26 protein-coding genes, 4 pseudogenes and 1 other annotated feature are annotated in these 23693 nt (G+C 41.6%); of the genes and pseudogenes, 19 read left to right on the top strand and 11 right to left on the bottom strand.

Annotation, left to right across the window (positions count from 1 at the left end; genetic code table 11):
• Window position 1: 1 nt before the first annotated feature.
• Complete coding sequence (locus AADZ70_RS08165) at window positions 2-727, bottom strand: MurR/RpiR family transcriptional regulator (protein ID WP_342007971.1); 726 nt, start codon at window positions 725-727, stop codon at window positions 2-4.
• Between the two features lie 220 nt (window positions 728-947).
• Between AADZ70_RS08165 and AADZ70_RS08160 the strand changes: the two genes are divergently transcribed.
• From AADZ70_RS08160 to AADZ70_RS08125, 8 genes and pseudogenes are all read left to right on the top strand, one after another.
• The gene (locus AADZ70_RS08160) at window positions 948-1760 is read left to right on the top strand and encodes a Cof-type HAD-IIB family hydrolase (RefSeq protein ID WP_342007970.1); all 813 of its coding nucleotides are present in this window, start codon (window positions 948-950) and stop codon (window positions 1758-1760) included.
• Window positions 1761-1792: 32 nt separating this feature from the next.
• The gene (locus tag AADZ70_RS08155) at window positions 1793-2617 is read left to right on the top strand and encodes a Cof-type HAD-IIB family hydrolase (protein WP_342007969.1); all 825 of its coding nucleotides are present in this window, start codon (window positions 1793-1795) and stop codon (window positions 2615-2617) included.
• A gap of 182 nt (window positions 2618-2799) precedes the next feature.
• Window positions 2800-3048 carry a DUF2651 family protein gene (locus tag AADZ70_RS08150; protein WP_342008052.1) on the top strand — a complete coding sequence of 83 codons (249 nt, stop codon included), beginning with the start codon at window positions 2800-2802 and terminating at the stop codon, window positions 3046-3048.
• 190 nt (window positions 3049-3238) lie between these two features.
• Window positions 3239-3739 (top strand): DinB family protein, encoded by a 501-nt coding sequence (locus AADZ70_RS08145; RefSeq protein ID WP_264818867.1) that lies wholly within the window; start codon window positions 3239-3241, stop codon window positions 3737-3739.
• Window positions 3740-3895: 156 nt separating this feature from the next.
• Window positions 3896-4372, top strand: a pseudogene (locus AADZ70_RS08140) (GNAT family N-acetyltransferase); the annotation flags it as partial.
• A gap of 230 nt (window positions 4373-4602) precedes the next feature.
• Window positions 4603-5979: a Tet(L)/Tet(K)/Tet(45) family tetracycline efflux MFS transporter gene (gene tet, locus AADZ70_RS08135; protein WP_342007968.1), complete on the top strand. Its 1377-nt coding sequence runs from the start codon at window positions 4603-4605 to the stop codon at window positions 5977-5979.
• A gap of 98 nt (window positions 5980-6077) precedes the next feature.
• Window positions 6078-6296, top strand: a complete 219-nt coding sequence (locus AADZ70_RS08130) for a hypothetical protein (protein ID WP_326351314.1) — start codon at window positions 6078-6080, stop codon at window positions 6294-6296.
• Between the two features lie 164 nt (window positions 6297-6460).
• Entirely contained in the window at window positions 6461-6997 is a 537-nt protein-coding gene (locus AADZ70_RS08125; RefSeq protein ID WP_342007967.1) for an AAA family ATPase, read from the top strand.
• A 439-nt stretch (window positions 6998-7436) separates the two neighbouring features.
• On the opposite strand, the gene AADZ70_RS08120 is transcribed toward AADZ70_RS08125, so the two are convergent.
• Window positions 7437-7964, bottom strand: coding sequence for a PadR family transcriptional regulator (locus tag AADZ70_RS08120; protein ID WP_342008051.1), 528 nt, complete (start codon window positions 7962-7964; stop codon window positions 7437-7439).
• On the bottom strand, window positions 7961-8803 hold the full coding sequence (locus tag AADZ70_RS08115) for a sialate O-acetylesterase (RefSeq protein WP_342007966.1): 843 nt from the start codon (window positions 8801-8803) through the stop codon (window positions 7961-7963). Before AADZ70_RS08115 ends, AADZ70_RS08120 begins: the two co-directional genes overlap by 4 nt.
• Before the next feature lie 96 nt (window positions 8804-8899).
• Here AADZ70_RS08115 and AADZ70_RS08110 point away from each other — a divergent pair.
• Both AADZ70_RS08110 and AADZ70_RS08105 read left to right on the top strand, forming a co-directional pair.
• Window positions 8900-9272: pseudogene (locus AADZ70_RS08110) on the top strand (recombinase RecT); the annotation flags it as partial.
• Between the two features lie 59 nt (window positions 9273-9331).
• A pseudogene (locus AADZ70_RS08105) lies at window positions 9332-9584 on the top strand (phage major capsid protein); the annotation flags it as partial.
• 190 nt (window positions 9585-9774) lie between these two features.
• Here the strand turns inward: AADZ70_RS08105 and AADZ70_RS08100 are convergent.
• Window positions 9775-10224: a MerR family transcriptional regulator gene (locus AADZ70_RS08100; RefSeq protein WP_016938874.1), complete on the bottom strand. Its 450-nt coding sequence runs from the start codon at window positions 10222-10224 to the stop codon at window positions 9775-9777.
• A gap of 170 nt (window positions 10225-10394) precedes the next feature.
• On the opposite strand from AADZ70_RS08100, the gene AADZ70_RS08095 reads away from it, so the two are divergent.
• On the top strand, window positions 10395-11246 hold the full coding sequence (locus AADZ70_RS08095) for an aldo/keto reductase (RefSeq protein WP_095241582.1): 852 nt from the start codon (window positions 10395-10397) through the stop codon (window positions 11244-11246).
• 411 nt (window positions 11247-11657) lie between these two features.
• Here the strand turns inward: AADZ70_RS08095 and gdh are convergent, their stop codons facing one another.
• From gdh to sigK, 5 genes are all read right to left on the bottom strand, one after another.
• Complete coding sequence (gdh, locus tag AADZ70_RS08090; protein WP_016938876.1) at window positions 11658-12443, bottom strand: glucose 1-dehydrogenase; 786 nt, start codon at window positions 12441-12443, stop codon at window positions 11658-11660.
• 67 nt (window positions 12444-12510) lie between these two features.
• Window positions 12511-13362 carry a RhaT/GlcU family sugar-proton symporter gene (locus AADZ70_RS08085; protein WP_342007965.1) on the bottom strand — a complete coding sequence of 284 codons (852 nt, stop codon included), beginning with the start codon at window positions 13360-13362 and terminating at the stop codon, window positions 12511-12513.
• Between the two features lie 519 nt (window positions 13363-13881).
• A complete protein-coding gene (locus AADZ70_RS08080) occupies window positions 13882-14517 on the bottom strand; it encodes an FMN-dependent NADH-azoreductase (protein WP_064777734.1) in 636 nt (211 codons plus the stop codon).
• A gap of 71 nt (window positions 14518-14588) precedes the next feature.
• Entirely contained in the window at window positions 14589-14906 is a 318-nt protein-coding gene (locus AADZ70_RS08075; RefSeq protein ID WP_016938879.1) for a helix-turn-helix domain-containing protein, read from the bottom strand.
• Window positions 14907-15443: 537 nt separating this feature from the next.
• Window positions 15444-16172 (bottom strand): RNA polymerase sporulation sigma factor SigK, encoded by a 729-nt coding sequence (sigK, locus tag AADZ70_RS08070; protein WP_016938880.1) that lies wholly within the window; start codon window positions 16170-16172, stop codon window positions 15444-15446.
• A gap of 179 nt (window positions 16173-16351) precedes the next feature.
• Window positions 16352-16581: a binding site (T-box leader), on the top strand.
• Between the two features lie 47 nt (window positions 16582-16628).
• Between sigK and AADZ70_RS08065 the strand changes: the two genes are divergently transcribed.
• On the top strand, window positions 16629-17885 hold the full coding sequence (locus AADZ70_RS08065) for an MFS transporter (protein WP_045926766.1): 1257 nt from the start codon (window positions 16629-16631) through the stop codon (window positions 17883-17885).
• Entirely contained in the window at window positions 17851-18321 is a 471-nt protein-coding gene (locus tag AADZ70_RS08060; RefSeq protein WP_045926765.1) for a GNAT family N-acetyltransferase, read from the top strand. Before AADZ70_RS08065 ends, AADZ70_RS08060 begins: the two co-directional genes overlap by 35 nt.
• Before the next feature lie 15 nt (window positions 18322-18336).
• Here the strand turns inward: AADZ70_RS08060 and AADZ70_RS08055 are convergent, their stop codons facing one another.
• Window positions 18337-18963 (bottom strand): TVP38/TMEM64 family protein, encoded by a 627-nt coding sequence (locus tag AADZ70_RS08055; protein WP_016938883.1) that lies wholly within the window; start codon window positions 18961-18963, stop codon window positions 18337-18339.
• Between the two features lie 110 nt (window positions 18964-19073).
• Here AADZ70_RS08055 and AADZ70_RS08050 point away from each other — a divergent pair, with 110 nt between their 5' ends.
• From AADZ70_RS08050 to AADZ70_RS08035, 4 genes and pseudogenes are all read left to right on the top strand, one after another.
• Complete coding sequence (locus AADZ70_RS08050; protein WP_045926764.1) at window positions 19074-19307, top strand: hypothetical protein; 234 nt, start codon at window positions 19074-19076, stop codon at window positions 19305-19307.
• Between the two features lie 25 nt (window positions 19308-19332).
• A pseudogene (locus AADZ70_RS08045) lies at window positions 19333-19566 on the top strand (peptidoglycan-binding domain-containing protein); the annotation flags it as partial.
• A gap of 110 nt (window positions 19567-19676) precedes the next feature.
• Window positions 19677-20411, top strand: a complete 735-nt coding sequence (locus AADZ70_RS08040) for a polysaccharide deacetylase family protein (RefSeq protein ID WP_016938884.1) — start codon at window positions 19677-19679, stop codon at window positions 20409-20411.
• A 72-nt stretch (window positions 20412-20483) separates the two neighbouring features.
• Window positions 20484-21215 (top strand): SGNH/GDSL hydrolase family protein, encoded by a 732-nt coding sequence (locus AADZ70_RS08035; protein ID WP_045926762.1) that lies wholly within the window; start codon window positions 20484-20486, stop codon window positions 21213-21215.
• A gap of 339 nt (window positions 21216-21554) precedes the next feature.
• Here AADZ70_RS08035 and AADZ70_RS08030 read toward each other — a convergent pair whose 3' ends face one another.
• Window positions 21555-21695 carry a sporulation histidine kinase inhibitor Sda gene (locus AADZ70_RS08030; RefSeq protein ID WP_003152850.1) on the bottom strand — a complete coding sequence of 47 codons (141 nt, stop codon included), beginning with the start codon at window positions 21693-21695 and terminating at the stop codon, window positions 21555-21557.
• Window positions 21696-22055: 360 nt separating this feature from the next.
• Between AADZ70_RS08030 and AADZ70_RS08025 the strand changes: the two genes are divergently transcribed.
• Together AADZ70_RS08025 and yqeH are read left to right on the top strand one after the other, a co-directional pair.
• Window positions 22056-22574, top strand: coding sequence for a YqeG family HAD IIIA-type phosphatase (locus AADZ70_RS08025; RefSeq protein WP_014470710.1), 519 nt, complete (start codon window positions 22056-22058; stop codon window positions 22572-22574).
• 2 nt (window positions 22575-22576) lie between these two features.
• Window positions 22577-23677, top strand: a complete 1101-nt coding sequence (gene yqeH / locus AADZ70_RS08020; RefSeq protein ID WP_016938887.1) for a ribosome biogenesis GTPase YqeH — start codon at window positions 22577-22579, stop codon at window positions 23675-23677.
• The last annotated feature ends 16 nt before the right edge of the window (window positions 23678-23693 follow it).

The raw sequence follows: 23693 nt of genomic DNA, 5'->3' as shown, positions 1-23693 counted from the left end.
TTTATTCTCTCAGCTTGTATACTTCCCGTGCCATGGATTCAAGTATGTACATGGCGGGGATTTGGGTGGTGATATTCGCATTTTCAACCCATTCTTCCGTCACGTAATATGAAAGGTTTACATCGGACATTTTGGCGATGGTCGAGTGTTTATGGTTTGTAATACTGATGACCCGGCTGCCTTCTTGTTTCAGCTGATTCAGATGAGTGACCGTAGAGTGGCCTTCACCTGAAACCGACAGAGCGATTGTTATGCTGTTTTGGCGGAAATGGGAATGGACCGGAAAGTAAGGATCTTTAATGTACATGGAGAGTTTCCCTAAGCATGAAAAATATCTGGCCCCGTATTCGGCAAGAATTCCCGAACTTCCCACTCCGATAAAAATGACGCTTTCTGCATCGGCCGCAAGGGCTGCGGCTTTCTTCAGCTTTTCTTCCATGCCCCCGCTCATTGTCCTCTCAAAAAATTCGGCAACGGAATGATTGGGGCTCTTTACATTTGTTTTTTTATTTGCCTCCGCATGCATTTTCAGCTTGACCTTAAATTCCGAAAACCCTTCACAGTTTATTTTTTTGCAGAAACGTAAAATAGAAGCCGTAGATACATGGGTCTCATCTGCCAGCTCACGGATCCGCATATAGACGACTTTCTCGCTGTTTTGAGAGATGTAGTTGTATAAAGAAGTTTCAAGCTCGTTAAATGAAGCAATCATTTCATGTTTGAACATGCAGGGGGATTCTCCTTTTCATGAGAATGGTGAATGTACATCTAATCGTAACATATCATTTTATAAGAAACATAGCGTGATATGTACGTGACAAATCACTTATTGTGTCATTCAGAACAAGACGTCACCCAATGATTTACGGGACGAATAAACTGAGGATATAATTCGTTCATACGCTATTCGAATCATTTCTTCAAGGGTCTGAAAAAAGGAGGACAATATGGGTGTTAAGCTGATAGCCGTTGATATGGACGGGACGTTTCTGAATGATGAAATGGCATATAACAAAGAGCGTTTTATGAATCAGTATCGTGAATTAAAAGCGCGGGGAATTAAATTTGCCGTAGCAAGCGGCAACCAATATGCCCAGCTGAAATCTTTCTTTCCGGAAATCGAAAGTGAAATCGCTTTCGTTGCTGAAAATGGCGCCTTCGTCGTGAATGCCGGAGAAGAATTATTCGCGGGTAAAATGTCTGAAGATACAATTCAAGCGGTATTCGATGCTTTAGAGCGGTATGATGTGAAAAACGTCATTGTCTGCGGAAAAAAAAGCGCGCATATTCATGAAAATGCCGGTGAAGATGAATATCTGCATGCCGGTAAGTATTATCATGTGTTAAAAAGGGTGCCGCATTTTGAAAACATTGATGATGACATTTTTAAATTTTCCATCAGCTTTCCCGCCGAACATTGTTCCGCACTACTGAGCCATTTAAAAAACGACATCGGATCTTTCGTGACGCCTGTATCAAGCGGGCACGGTGACATAGATATGATCATACCAGGGCTTCATAAAGCAAGCGGGATGAAGCTTCTCCAGAAACAATGGGGGATAAATGATGAAGAATGCGCGGCCTTCGGAGACAGCGGGAATGATTTGGAGATGGTGTCCGCCGTGAAATACGGAGTCGCCATGGACAATGCGCATGAAAGCATTAAACAGGCTGCCGCGCATATCACGCAATCCAACAATGAAGAAGGGGTCTTAAACGCGATTGATGCCATTCTCAAAGATGAAAAACCGTTTGTCTGAAAAAGACGTTTTAACTGCGGAGGTGCTGAACGATGATTAAGTTAGTGATTACGGATTTAGACGGCACATTTTTAAATAATCAAGGCGATTTTGACCGAACATTATTTGAAGAGACTAAACGAGTAATGGCGGAACAGCATGTCGCTTTCGCTCTCTGTACCGGAAAGCAGTGTGAAAGGGTGGAGGCTTTATTCGGAGAAGATGCGAAAGATTTTTGGATTTTAGGAGACAGTGCCACGCGTATGAAAAAAAACGGCAAATTCATATATGAATCTTTGATCAGCAATGAAGCGGGACTATCAATTATAAAGGTTTTGGAAAAAATCAGCTGCGGGCACAGCATTATTGCCTGCACAAAAAAAGGCGCGATGGTGAAAGAGAACCTGTCTGAAAGTGAAATGAAATTCGTGAATGCCTCTTATGCTCATGTAACAAAAATAGCTGATTTCACTGAGATAAAAGACGACTTTATCAAGATTACGGTTCATGACCCCGACGCCAACTGCCAGGAAACGAGAGAAAAGCTGCATGAATTTTTTCATCAATTATATATCGTAGCATCAGAAGACACCTGGATGGACATATCAAATATCGGAATACACAAAGGAACAACCGTAAAGGAACTGCAGCGATTGTTAGGGGTTTCGCCCGATGAAACAATGGCGTTCGGAGACGGACGCAATGACAAAGAATTGATGGAAGCGGCATCCTACAGCTTTGCGGTCAAAAACGCCATTGACGAAATAAAAGATGCGGCACATTTTGTCATTAAATCAAATGAGGAAAGCGGCGTCATGCATACGATTATGAGAATATTAGCGCTGCAGAAACCGAACATGAAGACATCACATGGGTAAATCGCGTGTGCTGAAGTCGGTGCGGCAGGACTTGCTAGGGGACGAAAAAAAGCAGACTATCCGAAGGCTGCTTTTTTTCTGCAATAATGAATATATATCTATAAATGATTGAGTGTATCGGTGTAATATGTAATAAATGGAATGGAACGTAATAATGAGGAGGTGTTTGTATGAGTCCGCTGTTGAGTCCTGCGTATATCATTCTCATCTTTCTTCCGGCAGCTTCTTTTCTGTTGGGGATTTTAGGATATTTCATCTTCAAAAAAGTATGGATGATGGTTGTTATTGTTTTTATTTTGTCCTTGATATTTATGTTTATTGTAATAGGGGCCGAGCCGACATTTTTCATTTGGGTGGCTATGATGACGGGGAGCTGTTTTATCTCCGGTTCAATCACTAAAACGATATGGACTTTTGCAAAGCGAAACTAATAGAAGAATCCTGTTTGAACAGCTATACTTCTTTTTATCGATTATCTGTTGGATTCTTATTTTGTATGTTATTGTCAGATCGGGCTTTCTGTTAAAAATGTCATTAGACATGTCTGTTTAAAGTTTTGTTTTTTTTACTTAACGGAGCATGATTATTGAACTCGGGCGCATGGAAAAAAGGAGGATTTTTATGTTTCAAACCTTAGACCATTTTTTGAAATCTTGGGAGTTCGAAGCCGATGCGACACAGAAACTATTAAATACTCTGACTGATAAATCACTAAAACAAGAAATCACTTCACAGAACTGGACTTTAGGCCGTATTGCTTGGCATACTGTTGCTGCTATTCGCATCATCACATTAAACACAGATTTAACGTTTCGCGCCCCAGCTGAAGATTATCCTGTTCCCTCTTCGGCCCAGTTGATAGCTGACGGCTATCATCAAGCAAGCAATGCGTTCGTGCAGGCGTTAAAAACGCAATGGACTGACGATACACTTGAAGAACGTATCAACTTTATGGGTCAGCAGCTGCCCAATGGTTCACTTTTACTGTTTTTAATTCAACATCAAAGTCATCACCGGGGACAAATGACCGTTCTTATGAGACAGGCGGGTTTACCTGTTCCGGGTATTTATGGCCCGGCAAAAGAGGAATGGACAAAGTTTGGGTTGGAAGCTCCGGAATAGGATGTTGTTGTAGGAGCTCGAATGAATAGATAATACCAATCAATGTTGGTATCTTTTTTGTTTTAGTCTTAGAGTTATTAAACCGGGACCATGAAATGCCACGAATCACAGTTAAAAAGACGTAAAGCAAGGTGAATAAATGCAGAAAGGTGATTAATGATAACTAAAATGACTCGTTTCAATATGAAAGACTTCAATAAACCAAACGAACCTTTCGTTGTTTCAGGGAGAATCATCCCTTCATTTGAAAAATGTGTGGACATATACAGAAGAGATATTTGCTGAACCTTATGTCAAAAAATATGACGATGAAGAAATTGATGTCAGTTATATTGAAGAAGAGGATAAAGTTGTCTTTTTTATTACGCAGAGAACCACTGTGTCAGCCGGAGTAAGCTTCGTTCTACTTGGAATGGATACGCACTGATTGAAGACATTGACGTTGCAAATAGAAAAAATGGTGTCGGGACGGCTTTATTACATAAAGCGATTGAGTGGACAAAGGAGAATCATTTATGCGGTCTCATGCTTGAAACACAAGATATTAACGTTTCAGCTTGTCATTTTTATGCTAAAAATAAATTTGTCATAGGAGCGGCCGATACGATGCGTTATTCCAATTTTTCAACAGCATATAGCGGGTGTGTGTCGCAATGTATTTATAATATCGCATTGAGGATTTTTCTTTTTTCGCACACGAGCCATATTGTTATATACCTTAATCTGTATATAATAAGATATATCAATCTATGCAGGGGGAGTTAAGTATGAAGTGCAAAAAAATGAACAGGGTACAATTAAAAGAGGGAAGCGTATCAATGGCCCTATAAACTGCGTCTGCCCTCATTAATGGAGGGGAAATTGTGAATACGCCTTATTCACAATCAACTTTACGGCACAACCAAGTGTTCATTTGGCTTTGTGTTCTGTCATTTTTCAGCGTATTAAATGAAATGGTTTTGAACGTCTCGTTACCTGATATCGCCAACGACTTTCATAAACTGCCAGCGAGTGCAAACTGGGTGAACACGGCCTTTATGCTCACCTTTTCCATCGGAACTGCTCTGTATGGGAAGTTATCAGATCAACTGGGCATCAAAAAGCTGCTCCTGTTTGGGATTATGGTCAATGGCTTCGGATCAATCATTGGATTTGTCGGACACTCTTTCTTTCCTGTACTCATTCTGGCCCGATTTATTCAAGGGGCTGGTGCTGCCGCATTCCCGGCACTTGTAATGGTTGCAGTCGTACGCTATATTCCGAAAGAAAACAGGGGTAAAGCATTTGGTCTGATCGGGTCGCTTGTGGCAATGGGGGAAGGTGTCGGACCAGCTATTGGCGGAATGATCGCTCATTATATTCACTGGTCATATTTGCTGCTTATTCCAACAGCAACAGTTATCACTGTTCCATTCCTGATAAAACTGCTTGAAAAGGAAGAAAGAAACAGCGGGCGCTTTGATATGGCGGGGATTATATTAATGTCTGCAGGCATCGTATTTTTTCTGCTGTTTACAACGTCATATAGAATGTCTTTTCTGACCATCAGTATTCTAGCTTTCCTGATATTTGTGAAACATATTAGGAAAACTCAAGATCCCTTTGTTGACCCTGCACTGGGGAAAAATGTCTTGTTTATGATGGGCGTCCTTTGCGGAGGCCTGATATTCGGCACTGCTGCAGGATTTATGTCTATGGTTCCTTATATGATGAAAGATGTTCACCATTTAAGTACTGCGGCAATTGGAAGCGGGATTATGTTCCCCGGGACGATGAGCGTCATCATCTTCGGTTACATTGGAGGATTGCTTGTTGATCGGAAAGGTTCTTTATATGTGCTCACCATTGGGATTGTATTGATGTCTTCCAGCTTTTTAATCGCTGCCTTTTTTATAGATGCGACACCTTGGCTCATGACCGTTATAATCGTTTTTGTTTTTGGGGGGCTCTCCTTCACAAAAACGGTTATATCTACAATTGTGTCTGGCAGTTTAAAACAAAAGGAAGCCGGGGCCGGAATGAGTTTGCTTAATTTTACGAGCTTTCTATCAGAGGGAACGGGCATTGCGATTGCAGGCGGTTTATTATCGATCCGCTTGCTGGATCAAAGGCTGCTGCCTGTTAACGCTGATCATTCCGCTTATTTGTACAGTAATATGCTGATCCTATTTGCAGGAATCATCATTATGAGCTGGCTGGTAACCCTGAATGTCTATAAACGTTCGCAGAGAAATGACTAAAAAGGGAAAAGGATCAAACTTGATAAAAGTTTTGATCCTTTTTTTGAGGAGCTTCCTTATCCTGAAACCTTTTGTCGATCAATGAAAGGAGAGTTAAGGTGAATTACATTTATAAGAAAAAGGAAAAGAAAAATGGAAATTGTATCATTTCAATCAGAGATAAATGGGAGAATGCACTTATTGAGTTTGAACAAAAAGGTAATCAAATTGAGATCGTGGTCAATGAGCGTAACGAGAAAACAACTAAGTTTTCGCTGCCAATCGAGACTTTTGAAAAAGTGTATGAGGATATTAAAATAGGCCGGAGAGAAAGTTAATCATTCTGTTTGAAAATGACCATGAAGTTCGTAAGCAGTATGGTTTTAACACGAATCTGGATTCCCTTAGAAAAGCAAAGATTTTTGGGGATTTATGTTAAAATGATAGTAAGAACCTTATGCAGCGGACAGGGAGTATTGTTGCTTAATAAGGAGATGGATCAATGAAAAAAAATATTCACATACTGGGAGCCTCTGGAGTCGGCACTTCAACATTGGGTGCTGCATTATCAAAGCATTTGCCTCATACGCATCTTGATACTGATGATTACTATTGGACAGATAAATTCACTGAAAAAAGAGAAATTCCTGAAAGAAGAAAGCTGCTTGAAAAAGACTTAACAATAAATGAGAAATGGATTCTTTCCGGCGCAGTGTGCCGCTGGGGCGATGATCTAAAAAGTGATTTTGACCTTGTCATCTACTTATGGATTCCGCAAGATATCCGGCTTGAAAGATTAAGGCATAGGGAATTTCAGCGTTATGGAAAAGAAGTGTTAGCCGGCGGCAGTAAATATGAAGAATCAAAAACATTTTTAGAGTGGGCATCTTTATATGATAATGCTGGAATGGAAGTTAGAAGTAAAGCTTTACACGAACATTGGATGGCAGATTTATCTTGTCCAGTGTTAAAAATTGAAGGAGATTACTCAGTCAATGAAAGAGTTGACCGTGTCTTGGATTATCTGAATTCTAATTAAACTAACGGAGATAACTGCATAAGAGAAATTCAATTGAAAGTAGCTTTCGCAGAGGTATATAAAAAATTTTAGTTTATGTTGAGAACGATGTTCACCTTCACTGCTTGTTCAATTAGAGGAAGTGATTCTTCCTTAAGGGAGATCACTCGACTGAAGCATCAGTTTAGCGGAAGAAGGAGAAAAATCAGCTGACTTACTTGAATACTAAAAAGGTGTAAAAAGTGGTAATTAATACGAAGGATTGATAAAGAAGAACACGCAGCAGATTCACTTGCTCTTGTTGGGGGGCAAGTGTTGACAACCCTATTACTGGTTTAATTAAAGAAGGAGTATAAAACCTGTGTCAATGATGTTACGAGATATCTGCGACACAGGTTTTATATGTAGGTAACTCATCTTCTTATATATTTAACATTGCATTTTTTTATTATGCAATCGTTCATTCTATTTCTGCTTTCAATTTTTCGAACCATTCTAAATTAACCAAGTGATGTGAACGGGAATTTTCGTTCATACGGCGAAAGTAATTGATTGTGCCGGGAATTTCTTGAGTGATGGACAGGTATTCATCAAGGAGCTCGATTCGAGTTTTAGTCTGATTGATTTGTGATTGGATCAGATCCAGTAATTTATTTTTGTCGAATTCATCGGCAAAGAGTAACGCCCCATAAAATTGCAGGTTCACATATTCCGATTTGGTACCGTATTTGATCATTAATTTCTCGAATTCTGCCCTTCCCGATTCTGTGACGTTAAAGTTACGGATTTCACGCCCGCTGGTTGAGGGTTTCTGATGAATCTGTTCGATAAAACACTTTTCTTCAAGTTGCTGCAGATTGTAATAAAATGAACCTTTTGTGAAGTTAACAATGTATTTGTAATGACGTTTTTCCATTAAGGACAGAAGTTCATAGCCATGAGCGCCGGGGTTTTGGATGAGCAAGCCAAGGATAAGTAAGGGAATTATGGTTTCATCACCTTCGCCATCCGCGCCTCAAATTCCGCGTACGTGATTTTGCCCGAAGCCAAATCCATACTATGAAGGTAAATCTGTTCTGTTTTAGAATAGCCACCCTTCACTCTCAGTGATTGCTCCTCTCCCGAAATAGGTTTCAGGATAGGGCAATTTTTCGAAAAAGCCTCGAAATAGCGGTAACCGAATTTGCGTTGTGAAGCTGCGTCTAAATGAATGCCATCAGGATTCGCAGTCAAACCTGTTGCAGTAACAAAATAACAATTCGGTTGTTCATTAGCGAAACGCAGCAATTGTTCATTAACCTGTCGAAATTCGGTCGCATGCTGTCCAAAACCGGTCTTCCCAAGAAAGTCACCAAGCCCTCCAATCATCAACGGTACCTCATCAAGTTTCAACTCGCTTCTTAGCGTCTCGATGATAAGGGTTAATTTCTCGTAATAAGTTTCATGCAGCGAACGATAACTGTCACTCTCACCTTGGTGCCAAAGGATTCCGCAAATTTGACTGGATCGGAGGGCGAAGCGGGCTTCGGACAAAGCATGCTGAAAAAGGATGCCTTCCGGATGCCAGTCATTCAATGAACTGCCGCCTTCCGCACAAGGGATCAAGCCAATTTCTTCATCGGGATGAGCTTTCGACCATGCATCTGCAAAAGATGCCGCCAGGCCAACGCCGGAAACCGGGCGGTCGCAATTAATCGGCTCTGTCATCATCTGCCACTGTCCATTGCGCAGCATTTTTATTTTTTCATTATAGATAGGATCTACTTCATTCAAAAATCCACGGCCCGCCATATTCGACTGCCCCAACATCAAAAAAGACTTTATCATCTTATTTTTCACTTCTTTACATCAATATTTGGTCTAATTAGACTATAGTCAATTCAGTTTGTCTTGTAAAGTTTTAACAAGGTTTTATTAGTATGTATGATAAGCGCTCCTGTGGCAGCTACACTCAACCTGCCTATACATAAAAACTTAGGGTTATGCCTGGAAAGGATCAATTCCAGCTTGGATACAAAGGGTACATACAGCTTGCTTTGCAACGTCCATCAATTGCATACCGATTCATGAAGGCGAATTGCAGAAGTGGAATCCGCTGACCGAGGAGATAGAGATTGATTTTGAAAAACGAGAATCAGATGCGGTAATTGGTTATGCAGCTTATTTTGAGTTGATAAATGGCTTCCGAAAAACAGTGTACTGGACAAAGTCACAAGCAGAAAAGCACAAAAAGAAATTCAGTAAGTCTGATGTTGGATGCAAAAATGACTGGGATGCGATGGCTCTTAAGACTGTATGAAAAGCAGTTTTGAGCAAGTGGGGGATTCTTTCTAAAAAGCAGTTAGTTATTAATGATTTATTCGAATGGTTCAAGATACGCAAACGATTTTATGAGATGCGCGAGTTATCCAAATGGATCATGACACACAGAAAATCGAGAAGATCGGTTTTGGTCAGCGTATTTTAAGAGCAGCCCAAGAGGGAGTTGCGCTGACTAAGGATCAAAAATCTGTTCCATCAACTAGCACAGTTAACTTAAGCAGAAAAGAAGTAATTGCTGAAGTTTAACATTACCTATGACACACTTGAAAACAACATCGAACAAGAAGTCGCATCTTTATGCGACTTCTATCAATTTCTAATTAATAGAAAGTAACCTTAAGAAAAATTTAAGAACTTGCAGCTCTATAGCCGTATAAACAAATTTAATCCCTCATAATATGTCATCAAACTTAGCATACTCAATATGGATTCCAATTTAGGAGTTTAAGAGCCATTGATGTGCTCACCAAGATCTCTCACACCTTCCGTGCATCTGGCGAGTAAAATACGTCACTATGCATATGCTGTATTTTTTCCCAGTTGGCGGGATTGGTTGTATCAAAAGAGCGGTGCTCCATAATGGCCTGATATAGGGCGGTTTTTTGTTCCAAATGGGCAATGTGCTGTTTGGCTTCTTCGAGCTGGGCGAGCGCATCTTCTTTATGCTCCATCATGAGTGTGTACCGTTGTGGAATGGTCGAATCTCCTTCAAGACAGAGATTCACGTACGTTTTAATGTCTTCAATCGGCATCCCGGATTGCCTGAGGCATTTGACGCCAAACAGCCAGTTGATTGATTCTTCGTCGAACAAACGAATATTGTTTTTATTGCGTCGTACGCTCGGCACAAGGCCTTTATCCGTGTAAAAGCGCACCGCATGCTCGGTGAGTCCGGTTATCATCGCTGCTTCTTTGACTGTATGCATGTGTAATCCTCCTTTAAAAAATTTTTTAAAAAGTGCTTGCCTTCGTGTTACACGAAGATAATAAGCTTATTATAACGCAAACCAGCCGCAGCGGAATTCATTCTGCAGTGCCCGATTTTCGGGATGCGTGCCGTTTGTCGTTCTACATTTGAACAATAGGAGGAATTACAATGCAAACCGTAACATTAAACAATGGAGTGAAAATGCCAATTATCGGCTTCGGTGTGTACCAAGTCCCCGATGCTCAAGAATGTGAAAACGCAGTATATGAAGCGCTGATGGCCGGTTACCGCCTGATTGACACCGCTTCCGGTTACCTAAACGAGGAAGCGGTTGGACGTGCAATTAAGCGGAGCGGCGTACCGCGTGAGGAGCTATTCATTACGACCAAGCTCTGGATTCAGGATGCCGGCTATGAAAGCGCCAAGATAGCCTTTTCCAAATCATTGAGTAAGCTGCAGCTGGATTATCTTGATTTATACCTTATTCACCAACCATACGGCGATTACTACGGCGCTTGGCGTGCGATGGAGGACCTGTACCGCGAAGGAAAAATCAGAGCAATCGGAGTCAGCAACTTCTATCCCGACCGTCTTATGGATCTCATCATGCATAATGAAGTCGTGCCAGCCGTCAATCAAGTCGAAACACATCCATTCTATCAGCAAAAAGAAAGTGCTGCTTTTATGAAAGAGCAGGGAGTACAACACGAGTCGTGGGCACCGTTCGCTGAAGGACGCAATAACATGTTCAGCAACGAAGTGTTGACTTCCATTGCGGAAAAACACAATAAATCCGTCGCCCAGGTCGTGCTGCGTTGGCTTGTTCAGCGTGAAGTCGTTACGATTCCAAAATCGGTGCGCAAAGAACGGATTGTCGAAAACTTTGACATTTTCGATTTTGAGTTGAGCTTAGAGGATATCGAAAAAATTTCCGCCCTTGATAAAGGAGAAAGTCTTTTCGGATCGCATCAAGATCCGAAAATAGTAAGATCGATAGGCGCCATGAAATTCGATCTGTAGCTTTTGATTGAACCGTAAATTGATCATCTATTTATTTGCTATCATAATAGCAGAATTGTACTAAGTGTGTTGCGAAAATTCTGTCAATAAAGCGCGATCCAGCTTCAAATGTTGGTTTTAAAATTGAAGGAGATCAAGTTAGGGCTAAAGGAAGGGAAGAACCCTTCCTTTTTTACTTGGACGGACTGAAAACAGTGCCCTTTTTCTGGCCAAAATGAATATAAAATGATATGCAGACAAAATACCGCAAAACGCATGACTAATAAAAAAACGTACAAGTGGATAAAATGAACCTATTTGTTCAATATAATCAGCTGCTTTGAAAGTATATAAAAAAGGACACCAAACCAATAGCATTAGTGCTATAAGTTCAGTGTCCGCAGACTTCTATTTTTTATTTCTCTAAAGCCATTAACCTCTTCCAGCTTGGAAAGAAGGATATTTCGTCATACCGCCATCTGCAAAGAGTGTAATACCCGTTACATAACTTGCTTCAGAAGATGCTAAGAATGCTGCTACAGAGGCTACTTCTTCAGGTTTACCGATGTAACCCATTGGAATCATGCTTTCAACATCTGCACGTTGTACCGGATCTGCAAATTTTTCCGCATTGATTGGTGTGTTCATTGCTCCTGGTCCAATATTGTTCACGCGAATTCCTTTTGGTGCATATTCGAGTGCCAATGTTTCTGTCATTAGCTTCATACCGCCTTTACTAGCTGCATAGTGAACAAATAGCGGCCAAGGAATCATTTCATGTACACTGGACATGTTAATGACATTTCCTTTAATATCATTTTCTACAAAGTATTTGATCGCTTCACGGCTGCCAAGGAATGCTCCTGTTAAGTTTGTGTCGATTACCTTGTTCCAATTGTCTAAAGAAAGTTCATGAGACGGTACAGGGTTTTCAACACCAGCATTGTTAATCATTACATTCAATGTGCCAAATTCTTTTACAGCTGTTTGTACAAGGTTGATGACATCTCCTTCTACTGTTACATCACCAGGTACAATAATAGCTTGTCCGCCTGCTTCTTCCACTTCTTTTTTAGCTTCTAATGCTTCATTTTCATTATTACGATAGTTAATGACCACTTTTGCTTGTTCTTGACCGAAGCGAACAGCCATTGCCCGTCCCAGGCCTGTAGCTCCGCCTGTGATTACGACTACTTTATCTTTTAAATCTTTATACATGATAAGTTCCTCCTGGTTCTAACGATTATTTTTTAATAGATATTCTTACTGTTTAGTTTAATGTATTTTAACTTTTTGCTATTCCCAGCAGCACGCCGCCCAAAATAATGAGCACAATGCCTATTGAAATCGAAATAAGCTGACGTTTTGTTTTCTTTTCGCCTAGTAAGAAGATACCTCCAAGCGTTGAAACGACGATTCCCATTTGTGATAGTGAAAAACTTGTCGCTACCCCTACCTTAGGTTGGGAAATAAATAAGAACATATTACCCGCAGCCCAAATAAGACCGGGAATAATGTTGCGAATTGTGTATTTATTAAAAGGCTTATGTTTATAAGTGAGGATGAGTCCGCCGATAAACATACCGATAGCTTGAGGGAATAAAGCCACCCAGCCATCAACGTTAAACAAACGTGCAACGACCACATATACTAAATATCCAATCGTAGATATGATGAGTGTGATAATGCCCTTTTTAAATTGCCCAGATTGCTCTTTATTTTTTTTGCTTTCAAGAGAGGTTAATACAATCCCAATCACGATAAAAATGAGGGCTAGTATTCCCAATAGAACTGTAGTGACTGTTGACCACTCATGAAAAACAATCACCCCAAACAAAGCTGTTGATACGAGCTGCATACCTGTTGAAATCGGCATCGTTTTAGAAACACCAATATATTCAATGGTTTTTAACTGATTACTTTGTCCAACAGCCCAAAACAACCCAGAAACGATTCCTACAATAAAGATAAAAGGCGTCAATACAGGATGGATAACGAGATAGATAATAGCTGAAAAGATCAGTGCTCCAATCGTTGTTCCAAGTGTTTGACTATAAGGTCCTCCGCCTAACTTGACATTGAAGAGGACGATACTTCCCCAAAATATTGCAGGAAGAATGGCTAAGAAAATATCCATTTGATGCAAACCTTCTTTCCCAAACCCTTGATGTATTGAAAGTGGCTAGTTTTGTTTCGTCACTTTACGTTACTAATAGTAACCTAGGTAACTAAAATAGTCAATGATTTCATCTTGCATTTCTTTTTTTCTGATTAGTTCTTCAATTAGACCTTTCTTGATGTTTCGGGTCTGGAATAATAAAAATGGTTCATTTATATGAAATCTGATTTCAAAAGAAAAAATCAGTCGCAACGAAAAAAACTAACCTAAGTTACTATTGGTTACTTAGGTTAGTTTATCGCATAGGTATGAGTGGTTTGTTAACTAACATATAAAAAAGAAAGGTGAAACTCAAATGGCAGAAACATTAATATCTGCTGGGAAAGTGTTTATTGAGGGCACAGTCGTATAAATCAAGCAGGTCAGAGGTATGCGGGAGCTATTTATGTTTAAAGAAAAAGAGGAATCAGTATAGGAAGATGTATAAAACAAAAATGAAGGGCCTTGATAAGGTTCAAGGCCTTATGATGTGTTGGATTAAAATTGTTTAGCCATCTCTTTGGCTTGCTGCATTGCTTTATCTTTAATTTGAGAAGTTTGTTCCGGAAACTTCATTTGCCCTTCAATAATAATACTTTCAAACGATTTGATACCAAAGAAATCCATAACCGCTTCTAAGTATCGATTGCCCATCTCTCTTTCCATTTCAGGACCATGTGAGTAGATGTCTCCCCGCGATTGTATATGGAGAGCTTTTTTTCCTTTTAGTAATCCTTTTGAACCTTCTTTAGTATATTTGAAGGTTTTACCTGACACTGCGATTGCATCAATATAGGTCTTCATGATGGCCGGAACGGAAAAATTCCACATAGGTGTTACAAAAATATATTTATCAGCTAATAAAAATTGTCCGCCTAATTCAGCTAAACGGGCGACTTTTAACCGTTCATCTACTGATAAATCTTGAAGTGAAGCTTGAGAGCGAAGTTTTTTCCAACCATTAAATACATCTGCGTCTAGATAAGGAATATCAGCTTTATATAAATCTAAATGGACAACATCATCTTCAGGATGTGTTTGTTTGTAACTTTCAATGAATTCTTTTCCTACGGTCATGCTGAGTGATTCATCTTCAGGCAGAGGATGTGCTGTGATATAGAGAACATTAGACATGGAGATCTTCCTTCCTTATTAGATAATGAAAAACAGCGCTGTGTTTATTGGCATAGATACTAAAAGAACTGTCAATCCTTGACCCAGCTTTCCGCCCATTGACTAATCGGTCCTAATATTTTTCCTAATTCTGTTCCTTTTTGAGTTAAAGAGTACTCAGAACGTATCGGACGATCGGGGATTACATTTCGGACAACAATTCCCTGTTCTTCTAATTCTTTAATCCGTTCCGTTAATATCCTTCTGCTTAAGGAAGGCATGCTCTCGCTTAGCTCACTAAAGCGCTTAGGACCGCTCATTAGCACATAAATAATTAATCCTGTCCACTTTTTCCCAATTATCTCGAAACTTTTTTCTACTTTAGGTTGTAAATCTTTCGACTCGCCCATATTATATGTCCTCCTTCAATAAATATGGATGAAAAATAACTTATGCATTTATTGTAACAAAAATAATAGAAATGTATTTGGGTACTTTGAATTAAAAAGGTTGATATCTCTTTTTTTAGTTACTTTTTGTCACTTTAGTTCCTTTTAGTATCAGGTGAATGAGCAGAATTTCTAAAATAATCAAATCATAATTGTGAAATGAAATATATTTTATTGATAACAATGTGCGGATATTAAAGGGAAATAATTCAATAACTTAAGTATATATGAGTATTTATAATGGTTAAATAAATTAACTCTAAGAGGGAAATGAAATACATCTTATGTTGTATTGATCATGCCGCGTTCGTTATACCTGAATGAACATATAATTGATGAGATATCAAGCTACATGTGGAGGGGAATACACAGGGGGGGACTCAGCTTTTTGATCCAGGTTGATAGAGTATATGTAAGGAACGATTTTTCATATATTCTGCTGCTTGTGTTGAAAAAGATAAAACAGAAAAAGCCGGAATGTCAGATCCGGCTTTTCGCTTATTTTCCCTTCGACTTCTTCCGCTTCTCTTTCTCCGCCCGGTAAAACTCATGAAACATCTTCATCAGCGCGCGTTTTTCAATCCGGGATACATAGCTCCTTGAAATGCCGAGCTCTTTCGCGATCTCGCGCTGCGTCTTTTCTTTTTTTAAATCAAGGCCGAAGCGGCCGACGATCACTTCTTTTTCGCGGTCGTCTAAAATGTCGATATATTTTTTGACCTTTTCAAGCTCCATGTTGAGCTGAATGGTGTCAATCACATCTTCGCTTTCCGACTTGAGCACATCGATCAGGCTTATTTCATTCCCTTCTTTATCCTGGCCGATCGGATCATGAAGGGAAACGTCTTTTTTCGTTTTTTTCAAGGCGCGCAGATGCATTAAAATCTCATTCTCAATACATCGTGCGGCATATGTCGCAAGCTTCGTGCCTTTTCCGGCTGAATAGCTTTCGATGCCTTTAATCAGCCCGATTGTACCGATGGAGATCAGATCTTCTGCGTCTTCTCCCGTGTTTTCGAATTTTTTTACAATATGGGCGACTAAACGGAGATTATGTTCGATCAGCATATTGCGGGCGTGTTCATCTCCTTCGGCCATAAGGTCTAAGTATTTTTTCTCCTCACTATTTGAGAGCGGTTGTGGAAAGGCATTATTTTTCACGTATGATACTAAAAACACGAGTTCTTTCACAATAAACCCGAGCGCTGCAAAAACACCTGTCACCATCCTCACCTCCACAAAGTTATGTAGGCAAAAGCCTATATGTAACTGTATGTGGCAGTCAGGCTGTTTGTGTCTGTACAGGGAAATTAATCAAAGGCAAGTTTTATTTCTTACAGCCTCTTGATTTTTTCTGATTGAGCCTGTATATTGTTAAAAAAAGTAAGGCCGAAAAGAATATAACGTGAAAAGCGCTGAAGAGAAGAGTAGACAGATATCATTCATGACAGAGAGCTCCGGGAGCTGGGAAGGAGTATGAATGGATGTGTTGAAACAAACCTCTTAGCTTCGCATCGGAATCATGCAAAACGAGGATGATGCGGCGGATACTCCTGTTACCGAGTAAGCTTTGTACCGGCAAGGCCGGCGCCAAACCGAATTGAGGTGGCATAGCGGGCTGTTTCCCGTCCTCAAGACTTCATTGTCTTGAGGGCGTTTTTTATTTTCTGAGGGAGGGATAAGATGAAAAACTGGAAGTCTTGGCGGCACCCGGTGCTTTTGTTAACCGGAATCGGGGTGGCGAATATTGGTGAATGGATTTATTTTTTGTCTCTTAATCTTATTGTCTTAAAAGAAACAGGGTCTGCTTTTGCAGTTTCCATTCTTTATTTAATCAGGCCTGCGGCTGTTTTGATGACAAATGGGTGGGCGGGCAGCATCATCGACAGGTGTAACAAACGGAGTATGATGATGTCGCTTGATTTCATCCGGGCTGGATTCATTGCCGTTCTGCCGCTGATGTTTACTGCATGGTCTCTATATGCCGTTTATTGTATCGTGTTTTTGATTCATATGGCTAATGCGATGTTTCGTCCGTGTTCCATGGCGTATGTGACGATGCTTATCCCGGCTGAAAGGAGAAAACGATTCAATTCACTAAGGGCTTTGCCGGAATCAGGGGCTTTTCTCCTCGGGCCGGCTGCGACCGGGCTGCTTTTTATCGTCGGCACGCCGATTTTTGCGATTTGGGTGAATGCGGCTGCTTTAATGCTGTCCGGTTTCATCACGATGATGCTGCCGAATCTTGAAAATGAGCCTCACGTACATTCTCCCAGGCAGAAGCTTTCTTTGGCAGTGTGCAAAGAAGATTGGAAGCTCGTCTATCGCTTCAGCCGAACGGCGCGAAACGTCATGATCATTTATTTTTTATTCAGTCTGGTCATGACCGTGATGTTGTCTGCACTTGATTCGCTTGAAGTCGCTTTTTCAAAAGAGGTTCTTCAGCTGACTGATGCTGATTACGGTTTTCTCGTCAGTGTGTCAGGGGCAGGGGTTATTGCGGGGGCGCTTGTCAATGTGTTCTTTAATAAAAAAATGCCGGCTTCTTTATTGATGGGAATGGGCTCTTTTTTCACAGCGGCGGGATATATGATTTATGCGTTTTCTCACGTTTTTTGGGCGGCTGCTTGCGGGTTTTTCATTCTGGCTTTTTTCTTGGCATTTGCCAATACGGGATTTCAGACGTTTTATCAAAAAAATGTTCCGGTGGACATTATGGGGAGGGTGGGCAGCTTTTATTCATTAGTTGAAGCCGTCTTCATTATATTGATAACGGCGGTTTTCGGAGCGGCGGCAGTCAGTTCTTCCGTCCGCCATATCGTCATCACAGGCGCAGCCGTTATGCTGATGTTGGCAGCCGTTTTATGCTCATTCTTACTTGCGGCCGCAAAAAGGAGGACACTTGATGGATTTCAAGCGAATCAATTTAAACAAACATAAAGAGACGGCCGTTTCATTTCGCAAAGATTCGTTTCTCGTCAGCTTTGGCACGGCGGATCATTTTAATAAGGATGAGTATCTCAGATGGCTGTCATCTCAAATCAAGAGCTTTCCCGACGGTTTTGTGCTGCTTTTTCATAACGGGCAGCCGATCGGACAGCTTGAAGCCTCCATTAAACCTTATCGCGATCAAAAAATCGGTTATGTGCACCTTTACTATATTACTGAGCGGCAGAGGGGAATGGGGTACGGGACGAAGCTCCATCAATACGCGAATCAGTTTTTCAGAACGAATGGTGTTTCGGAATATCATCTTAGAGTTTCTCCGGACAATAAAGCGGCCCTGTCATTTTACAAAAAGCAAAACCTGAAAGTGCTCGGTTCAGAATTAAACGGAAAGGTTCTCAGAATGAGAGGAGCCGTACCGCCGGTATAGAGGGCGGTACGCGCTTCATTTTTTCGTCGTTTTTAAAAGGCCGGGAAACTTTTTATAAATGACCGCCATTAACACGAGCATATACATTCCGTAAATTCCGAAAGACAGCAGTTTGTTGCTTGTAAATGAAGCGCCTGCGACTGTCACGATCACAATGTTCGGAATTTTGCCGAGCGTCGATGCGGAAAAAAAGATCGGCCATCGTATGTTGCTCAGCCCGCATACGGTATTCATGGCAAGCGACGGTATAATCGGAATCAGCCGCCCGAAAAGCACCGCCGTAAATGCGTGCTGATGAAATGAATCTTCATATTGGGCCGCGGCCGGGTAAGACCGCAGCTTTTTTCTGGCCCAGTCTCTGAATCCGTACCGGACGAGAAAAAACAAGGCCATTGTCCCGAGCATCGCGCCTGACAATGTAATCCACACCCCGTTTACAATCCCGAAAACCGCTCCGTTTAAGGCCGCGATAATGGCGAATGGAACAATCGGGAAAAATACGTCAGCTGCGACCAGCAGGATACTCATAAGCACGGCGTACATTCCGCCCGCCCGAATCATGCCGAGCCAGACGTCTTTTTGCATAAAACCGATCACCACAACAGCAATGATGACGGCAAGACTGAATCCTTTTTTTATCATCTGTACGTTCACCTCTTTTCAAATAGTATACAGTACAAATCTATCTCCTTCTATTAAAAAAGGGTGTCCGATAAGCGTGCTTTTACATTGTTTAATAGGAGAGGGATAAAATGATATCCATAAAAAAAGACCCGATACCGAAATCAAACGGCAACCGGCCGAGATATGCAATGGACCCGGGTTATATTACCGTCTATAGACATCCAAACGGACAAGGGCGCAGACGCGAAGATGCGCGTAAAAAGCTCATGAAAGATCATAATATACCTCTTGATCGCGCCGTTCCCCATAAAAAATTGCCCCGGCAGGCTGCTGAACAGCTGGGAAGCCTTTTAAAGGCGTAAACGGCTCTGACGACTCTGCAAATAAATCATTAAACTGACGACCCCTTATACAAAGGGCGAAAAGGTGACTCAAGTGCAAAGAGTCCTTGCCGCCGCTTATTTTTGCCCTGATAAAAATACGGAAAATCATGGAATTGACGGAATATACGGACCCAAAACCGCCAATGCTGTAAAGCGGTTCCAAATCATGAACAGCTTGCAGGCTGACAGGATTTACGGTCCGAAAACGAAAGACAAGCTGGCAGCAGTGCTGTCATAATTCGGCATTACCTGTTTCTTACAGCAAAAGCGGGTGATGCATTATTTGCGCGAGAATGAATTTTAAAAAAGGGGACACGTTAACAGTAGTGTTTACTGGAGGTGTAAACGTTGAGATGCTTTCATCTGATCATTATGATATGCGTCCTCACGAGTCTCACTGCCGTGTCCGCCGATGCGAAATCATTAAAAAGAAGTGACATGGAGAAGACGGGAAACGTGTATTGGGATATAAGGTCTGAAAAAAAGAAACTGTCTTTAACCTTCGATGACGGCCCCCACCCTGTCTATACAGAGGCTGTGTTAGACGTGCTGAAACAGTACAATGTTAAAGCGACTTTTTTTTGTATCGGAAGCCGTATAGACAATTACCCTATAACGGCAAAGCGCATTATTGAAGAAGGACATGAAATCGGCAACCATACGATGAACCATGTTTATTTTCACCGTCTGAAACGCAAAGACATTTTAAAAGAGCTTCACAGCTCAGCGCATCATATCACATCGCTTCAGCCGGAAGGGGACAAGTTATTCCGCCCGCCGGGAGGATCGCTGAATCGTACGGCTTTCAAAAGCATCTTAAAAGAGGGCTATCATATCATCATGTGGTCATGGAACCAAGATCCGAGGGACTGGAGAAGGCCCGGAAAAGGAAAGATCGTCAGACACGTTGTTTCACATGCCAGAGATGGAGATATTATTCTTCTGCATGACGGCGGAGGCAACCGGCGCCAGACGGTTGAGGCTTTGAAAGAAATTATTCCCCAGCTGAAAAAGCAGGGCTACACGTTTGTTAAGGTTTCGGATTTGATCGGAGAGGATGCCGGCCCTTTTCATATCCAGTAAAGAGAGCGCCGCGTTGAAAGCCGCAAAAGAGACGTGTACCATATAGGATGTAAGGTTTGGGGGGAGAAAAAAATGAAGTTTGCTGTTCTTTTTATTACGATAGCCTGTCTGTTATCAGGATGCGCCGCGGGCAAAGAGAAAAGCGCTGTCGCTTTCGGTGACAGCAATACGCGCGGTTCCAATTGGGATTATCGTGATTATCCAAAGGCGCAGCAGTGGGTAAACATGTTAAAAACAACGGAACGCGGCCGTCTTACGGTTATAAATGCGGGAATAGGCGGTCAGACGACTGAGGATGCGCGCCTGCGATTTCAAAGCGACGTGCTTGACCGCAAGCCTCAATATTTATTTATCATGTTTGGAACAAATGATGCGGGCATTTTGACGGGACATCAGCCGCGAGTATCAAAGAAACGGTTTAAAGAAAACCTGACTTATTTTGTAAACGAAAGCCGAAAGCACCGCATAAAGCCGATTTTAATGACGTGCATCCCAGTTATAGAAGGAAACGGAACACATCATCTCTATTACTATTCAAGATATAAAGCTTCAGCCTTTAAAGAAAAAGGCGGAGCGAGAAAATGGCATAATTCCTATAACGGCATTACAAGGCAGGTTGCAAAAGAGTTAAAAGTGCCTCTGGTCGATAATTGGAAACACTTTATACGCGCGGACGGCGGCAAAGATACAGACCGGGCGCTCATCCAATCCGGACTGATAGATCCTTCCGGAAATCACATGACGCCAAAAGGGGCCAGAATCTTAATTGAAGGCATAAAAAATAGGCGGATTTTGGAGCGCTGACGCCGTCAGCTGCCTAAGCCGTTTTGCCCGTGCATCATAGGCTGTAGAAAAACATCTTTTTGGAGGCGATTTGCTATGAACCGCGGTTTCCCTCCGCCATATCCTGTATGCCCGCCTCCTCGGGTGAATGCGGGGTACTGGTACGCATTTTTTGTTGTGCTGCTCGTCGTTTTTCTCGTTCTGGGCGGCCTGTATTGGTTCAAAATTTAACAGCCGTCCTCTTAAACACCTCTGTAAGGGGTGTTTTTTGTTGAAAGTGGTAGTAAAGCGTATAACCGAAGTGATATAATATCAGTCATCTGAGTAAAAAAAGGAAATTCGCCCGGAAAATTTTTCTGTTTAAGAAGAAACGGAAATAATGTGTCCGAGCGATCTTCTTTTGATTTCGTTTTCAATTAACTCGATAAATTCACGGCTCAAATTCATTTCATTGGCTTTGAAATAAGATTCTATTAGTAATTCATCAGAAAGCTTTCTCATGCCGGGGACCCAATTAATGGGAGTGGCACCTCCTTAACAGTTGTAATCAATCATCAGACGCGAGCATATGATGGAAGGTTGCGTTTCAATCATGGTGAGGTTATCTTTAATCTACCATGAAATACAAATAAGAACAATCGTTCTGTTATCCACACTCATAAGTGGATAACTTGTTAGTATCTTGTTTATAATCTGGATAAATCCGGATGTAATAAGAGTGGATAATGTGTGTAATTTTATCCACAACTGGTGAAGAAACCCAATTTTTGTCGAAATTTTTTTGCTGAGTCCGACTTTGTTTTTAAATCCGACAGGTTTCGACATATAGATGATAGAAAGAAAAAGGGAAGGGTGCGGGTTTTGTTAAAAAAGTTTTTTTTACCTGACGAATTTGTGAAAAATATATTTCATATCACACCGGAAAAGCTCAAGGAGCGCAATGTGAAAGGGATTATTACAGACCTTGACAATACGCTTGTGGAATGGGACAGACCGAGTGCGACACCTCGATTAATCGAGTGGTTTGAAGAAATGAAGGAGCACGGCATTAAAGTCACGATCGTCTCCAATAATAATGAACGAAGAGTGAAATTATTCTCGGAGCCGCTTGGCATACCGTTTATTTATAAGGCAAGAAAACCGATGGGACGCGCCTTTAAAAGAGCCGTCAGCAGCATGGATCTGAAAAAAGAAGACTGTGTGGTCATCGGCGATCAGCTGCTTACTGATGTTCTCGGCGGAAACAGACACGGGTATCATACGATCCTCGTCGTGCCGGTCGCTTCCTCTGACGGGGTCATGACGCGCTTTAACCGCCGGATTGAACGGAGAATATTGAGTTCTTTGAAACGTAAAGGCCATATTCAGTGGGAGGATTAGAAATGGAAAAGGTTGTTTGCATCGGCTGCGGAGTAACGATCCAGACCGAGGATAAACAAGGTCTCGGGTATGCGCCGAAGGCATCGCTCACAAAAGAGAATGTCATCTGTCAGCGCTGCTTCAGACTGAAAAACTACAATGAAATTCAAGATGTTTCATTAACGGACGATGACTTTTTAAATATCTTGCACACAATCGGCGATACTGACTCTCTTATTGTCAAAGTCGTTGATATTTTTGATTTTAACGGAAGCTGGATAAACGGACTGAACCGCTTTGTCGGCGGAAATCCGATCATTCTTGTCGGTAATAAGGCTGATATCCTTCCGAAATCCGTAAAACGGGAACGGCTCGTTCAATGGATGAAACGCGAAGCGAAAGAATACGGCTTAAAACCTCTTGATGTCTTTTTAATCAGCGCTTCACGCGGACAAGGGATGAAAGAAGTCATTGACGCCATTGAACATTACCGCGAAGGCCGCGATGTGTATGTGGTGGGCTGTACGAATGTCGGCAAATCAACGTTTATCAACCGGATTATTAAAGAGGTCTCAGGGGAAGAGAATATCATTACCACTTCTCAATTTCCGGGCACGACGCTTGATGCAATTGAAATCCCGCTTGATGACGGGTCCGCGCTTTATGATACTCCGGGAATCATTAACCATCACCAGATGGCGCATTACGTGGACAAGCGTGACTTAAAGGTGCTGACACCGAAAAAAGAACTGAAGCCGCGCACTTTCCAGCTGAATGAGAAACAAACGCTTTACTTCGGCGGGCTTGCCCGGTTTGATTATGTTTCAGGCGATAAATCGGCGTTTGTCTGCTATATGCCGAATGAATTGATGATTCACAGAACAAAGCTTGAAAATGCTGACGCTTTATACGAAAAGCATGCGGGTGAGTTGCTCACCCCGCCCGGGAAAGATCATTTGGATGAATTTCCGGAGCTTACGGCTCACACGTTTACGATTAAGGAAGGAAAGACGGATATCGTTTTTTCCGGTCTCGGCTGGGTCACGGTGCAGCAAGCAGATAAAAAAATAACGGCATACGCTCCGAAAGGCGTACACGTATTTGTCCGCCGTTCATTAATATAGAGAGAAGGGGAGAGGG

Origin of the sequence: Bacillus sp. YBsi01, assembly GCF_038406745.1 — a bacterium.
Lineage (GTDB): Bacteria > Bacillota > Bacilli > Bacillales > Bacillaceae > Bacillus > Bacillus siamensis.
This window is presented reverse-complemented; position numbering and strand designations above follow the sequence as displayed.

Excerpts from the sequence above, each read along its gene's own strand:
- AADZ70_RS08100 (WP_016938874.1), bottom strand. The coding sequence starts at position 10,224 with ATGCATACAGTCAAAGAAGCAGCGATGATAACCGGACTCACCGAGCAT.
- AADZ70_RS08075 (WP_016938879.1), bottom strand. The coding sequence starts at position 14,906 with ATGGGCGAGTCGAAAGATTTACAACCTAAAGTAGAAAAAAGTTTCGAG.
- AADZ70_RS08055 (WP_016938883.1), bottom strand. The coding sequence starts at position 18,963 with ATGATAAAAAAAGGATTCAGTCTTGCCGTCATCATTGCTGTTGTGGTG.
- AADZ70_RS08060 (WP_045926765.1), top strand. The coding sequence starts at position 17,851 with ATGGATTTCAAGCGAATCAATTTAAACAAACATAAAGAGACGGCCGTT.
- AADZ70_RS08050 (WP_045926764.1), top strand. The coding sequence starts at position 19,074 with ATGATATCCATAAAAAAAGACCCGATACCGAAATCAAACGGCAACCGG.
- sigK (WP_016938880.1), bottom strand. The coding sequence starts at position 16,172 with ATGGTGACAGGTGTTTTTGCAGCGCTCGGGTTTATTGTGAAAGAACTC.
- AADZ70_RS08155 (WP_342007969.1), top strand. The coding sequence starts at position 1,793 with ATGATTAAGTTAGTGATTACGGATTTAGACGGCACATTTTTAAATAAT.
- AADZ70_RS08030 (WP_003152850.1), bottom strand. The coding sequence starts at position 21,695 with ATGAGAAAGCTTTCTGATGAATTACTAATAGAATCTTATTTCAAAGCC.
- gdh (WP_016938876.1), bottom strand. The coding sequence starts at position 12,443 with ATGTATAAAGATTTAAAAGATAAAGTAGTCGTAATCACAGGCGGAGCT.
- AADZ70_RS08165 (WP_342007971.1), bottom strand. The coding sequence starts at position 727 with ATGTTCAAACATGAAATGATTGCTTCATTTAACGAGCTTGAAACTTCT.
- AADZ70_RS08080 (WP_064777734.1), bottom strand. The coding sequence starts at position 14,517 with ATGTCTAATGTTCTCTATATCACAGCACATCCTCTGCCTGAAGATGAA.
- AADZ70_RS08125 (WP_342007967.1), top strand. The coding sequence starts at position 6,461 with ATGAAAAAAAATATTCACATACTGGGAGCCTCTGGAGTCGGCACTTCA.
- AADZ70_RS08115 (WP_342007966.1), bottom strand. The coding sequence starts at position 8,803 with ATGATAAAGTCTTTTTTGATGTTGGGGCAGTCGAATATGGCGGGCCGT.
- AADZ70_RS08145 (WP_264818867.1), top strand. The coding sequence starts at position 3,239 with ATGTTTCAAACCTTAGACCATTTTTTGAAATCTTGGGAGTTCGAAGCC.
- AADZ70_RS08085 (WP_342007965.1), bottom strand. The coding sequence starts at position 13,362 with ATGGATATTTTCTTAGCCATTCTTCCTGCAATATTTTGGGGAAGTATC.
- AADZ70_RS08160 (WP_342007970.1), top strand. The coding sequence starts at position 948 with ATGGGTGTTAAGCTGATAGCCGTTGATATGGACGGGACGTTTCTGAAT.
- AADZ70_RS08095 (WP_095241582.1), top strand. The coding sequence starts at position 10,395 with ATGCAAACCGTAACATTAAACAATGGAGTGAAAATGCCAATTATCGGC.
- AADZ70_RS08065 (WP_045926766.1), top strand. The coding sequence starts at position 16,629 with ATGAAAAACTGGAAGTCTTGGCGGCACCCGGTGCTTTTGTTAACCGGA.
- AADZ70_RS08035 (WP_045926762.1), top strand. The coding sequence starts at position 20,484 with ATGAAGTTTGCTGTTCTTTTTATTACGATAGCCTGTCTGTTATCAGGA.
- yqeH (WP_016938887.1), top strand. The coding sequence starts at position 22,577 with ATGGAAAAGGTTGTTTGCATCGGCTGCGGAGTAACGATCCAGACCGAG.